Source organism: Blastomonas sp. (assembly GCF_041747255.1).
Classification (GTDB): domain Bacteria; phylum Pseudomonadota; class Alphaproteobacteria; order Sphingomonadales; family Sphingomonadaceae; genus Blastomonas.
This window is the reverse complement of sequence record NZ_JBGTFM010000416.1, coordinates 1-2,626: the sequence shown is the minus strand read 5'-3', so window position 1 is coordinate 2,626 and position 2,626 is coordinate 1. Positions and strand designations below refer to the sequence as shown.

The following is a 2,626-nucleotide window of genomic DNA, read 5'->3' as shown; positions in this document are numbered from 1 at the left end:
CGTGGTGGGTGACGACCTGCCGAGCATCAGGGTGCCTGCAACGGGAATGTCGATCGTGCAGGCCAACACCGCCATCGGTTTTGCGGCCTCGAACAAGGAGGCCAAGCGCAAGATTGAAGAGGGCGCTGTTCGGGTAAACGGTGAAAAGGTGCTTGCACTGGATTACATCGTCATGCCCGGCGACAAGATCAGCCTGGGCCAGAAGAAGCACGGACTGGTCGTTGGCGAGGATTAGCGTCGCAGCGGCGGTGAGTCCCGAAATCGGTCACAATCGCGTCTGCAAACTCACACCACCGGTGTCATGATTTACACTTTGTTCGTAAATTTGGCGGATTATGCAACCTGAGGGAAATGCCAGCACAGGTGAAAGCACATGTCCACCGGAGCCAAGCTCGCCGTCGTTGAAATGCGTCACGCAGCTCGCCACGCCGTCGATTACACGACCATTGCCGAGCACCGGTATCTGGGCGACATCAAGACGCATATAGTTAACGTATCGTCAAATGGGTTCATGACCGAGGGCGAGATGCCGCTTGCCAAGGGCGAGCGACTTACCGTTCGGTTGCCGGTCGTTGGCCGGATCGAGGCGCATCTCGTGTGGTCGTTGGGCGGGCGCTGCGGCTTTCAGCTTGAGCGGGTGATCCGGCTCAACGAATTTATCGCGATGGTCGATGCGTTGAGCGCAACGGCATCGCCAAAAGCACGGCGCTGAGGCCCATTCTAACCGCCGCGCAGCAACTTCGCGCCGTAATCGCGCTCAAATAAATACAGCGCAATCCGCGCCGCCTGCCCGCGCGTGCTATCCAGCCCGCCATCGCGGTCCATCAGCAGCCGCGCATCGTCTGTTGCGGTGGGGATCAGGCGCTGTACCTGTTCGGGTGTAGCGATGCGAAACGCGCCCTCGCCCGACTGGCGGGTGCCGAGCAGTTCGCCGCCACCGCGCAGCCGCAAATCCTCTTCGGCGATATGAAAGCCATCTTGGCTGCTGCGCATCAGTGCCAATCGCGCGCGTGCCGTTTCGCTGAGCACATTGCCACGCACCAGCATACACACTGACTTTTGGGTGCCGCGCCCCACCCGTCCGCGTAGCTGGTGCAACTGGGCCAGACCGAACCGTTCTGCAGCCTCGATGATCATCAAAGTGGCATTGGGCACATCGACCCCCACCTCGATCACCGTGGTTGCCACCAGCAGCGCGGTCTTGCCGCTGGCAAAATCGGCCATCATCGCATCTTTGCGCTCACCCGGCATCTGGCCATGGACAAGCGAGACCTTGCCAGGAAAGCACTCCGCGAGTTGCGCAGCCCGCGTCTCGGCAGCGGCGAGATCGCTGGTCTCGCTGTCCATCACCAACGGGCACACCCAATAGGCCTGACCACCCGCCGCGATATGGCGCCCAAGGCCTTCGACAATCTCTGCCAGCCGCTCGTCGGCTATGACTCGTGTCTCGATTGGCTGACGTCCCGGTGGCAGCTCGTCGAGCCGCGACACATCCATTTCGCCATAATGGCTGAGCGTCAAAGTGCGCGGAATGGGGGTGGCTGTCATCGCCAGCAGATGCGGGGTTGCCCTGCCCTTTTCCTGCAGGCTCAGCCGCTGCGAGACGCCGAACTTGTGCTGCTCGTCAATTACCGCGAGTGCGAGGTGGCGATACCTGACAGCATCCTGAAACAGCGCATGGGTGCCGATGATGATCTGGATCGATCCATCCGCCAGTCCCATCAGCGTTGACTCGCGCACACGGCCCTTGTCGCGCCCGGTCAACACCGCGATGCTGACCGGCAAGCCAGAGAGCAACCGCGAGATCGTGTCGAAATGCTGACGGGCGAGGATTTCTGTCGGCGCCAGCAAGGCCGCTTGGCCACCGCATTCAACCGCGTTCAGCATTGCCATGACCGCCACCAGCGTCTTGCCCGCGCCGACATCGCCCTGCAGCAGCCGCAGCATCGGCACCGGCTGTGCCATGTCGCCCGCGATCTCGCCGATCGTGCGCTGCTGGGCGCCGGTAAGCGCGAATGGCAGCGCCAGGCGCGCGCGCAGATGTCCGTCGCCCTGCAGAGCGATGCCCTTGCGGCGACGGTTTGCCTGGCGAATCAGCGCGAAGGCAAGCTGGTTGGCGAAAATCTCGTCATAACCCAGCCGCTCGCGCGCCTTTTCATCGAGGTTGCGGTGCACGGTGGCCAATGCGTCATGCCAGTCTGGCCAGCCCTCGCGCGCCTTTAGCGTCGGTTCGATCCATTCGGGCAATTGCGGCATCAGCGCCAAAGCCTGCGCGGCGAGCGCGGCGATGCGCTTTTGCCCCAGCCCCTCGGCGAGCGGATAGACCGGCTCGGTCTCGTCAATCTCACCCTCATCGTCAGCGGCAACGACGTGATCGGGGTGGACGATCTGCCAAGCCTCGCCCCAGATTTCGAGCTTGCCCGCCGCGATGCGCGTCTCACCCAGCGGCCACAGCTTTTTCGCCCAGCCCGGATTGCCGCCGAAATAAACGAGGCTGATGTGATTGCCAATGCTGTCCTCGGCCACCACCCGCGTCGGTCCTCGGCCTGGGCTGCTGCGATAGCCCGTCGCGGTCAGTGCAATGATGATCTGCTCGCCTTCATGCGCCTCGTCAGCCGTGCCAACC

The 2,626-nt window shown here is 62.8% G+C and carries 3 protein-coding genes; 2 read left to right on the top strand and 1 reads right to left on the bottom strand.

Annotated elements, in window-relative coordinates; genetic code table 11:
* Both ACEW8G_RS14050 and ACEW8G_RS14045 read left to right on the top strand, forming a co-directional pair.
* Positions 1-235 (top strand): S4 domain-containing protein (locus ACEW8G_RS14050; protein WP_373489031.1); only part of this gene is annotated, 235 nt, incomplete at its 5' end.
* Between the two features lie 138 nt (positions 236-373).
* Complete coding sequence (locus tag ACEW8G_RS14045) at positions 374-712, top strand: PilZ domain-containing protein (RefSeq protein WP_373489030.1); 339 nt, start codon at positions 374-376, stop codon at positions 710-712.
* An 8-nt stretch (positions 713-720) separates the two neighbouring features.
* Here the strand turns inward: ACEW8G_RS14045 and recG are convergent.
* Positions 721-2,626, bottom strand: a 1,906-nt coding sequence (gene recG / locus ACEW8G_RS14040) for an ATP-dependent DNA helicase RecG (protein ID WP_373489029.1), incomplete at its 5' end; no start/stop codon positions are given.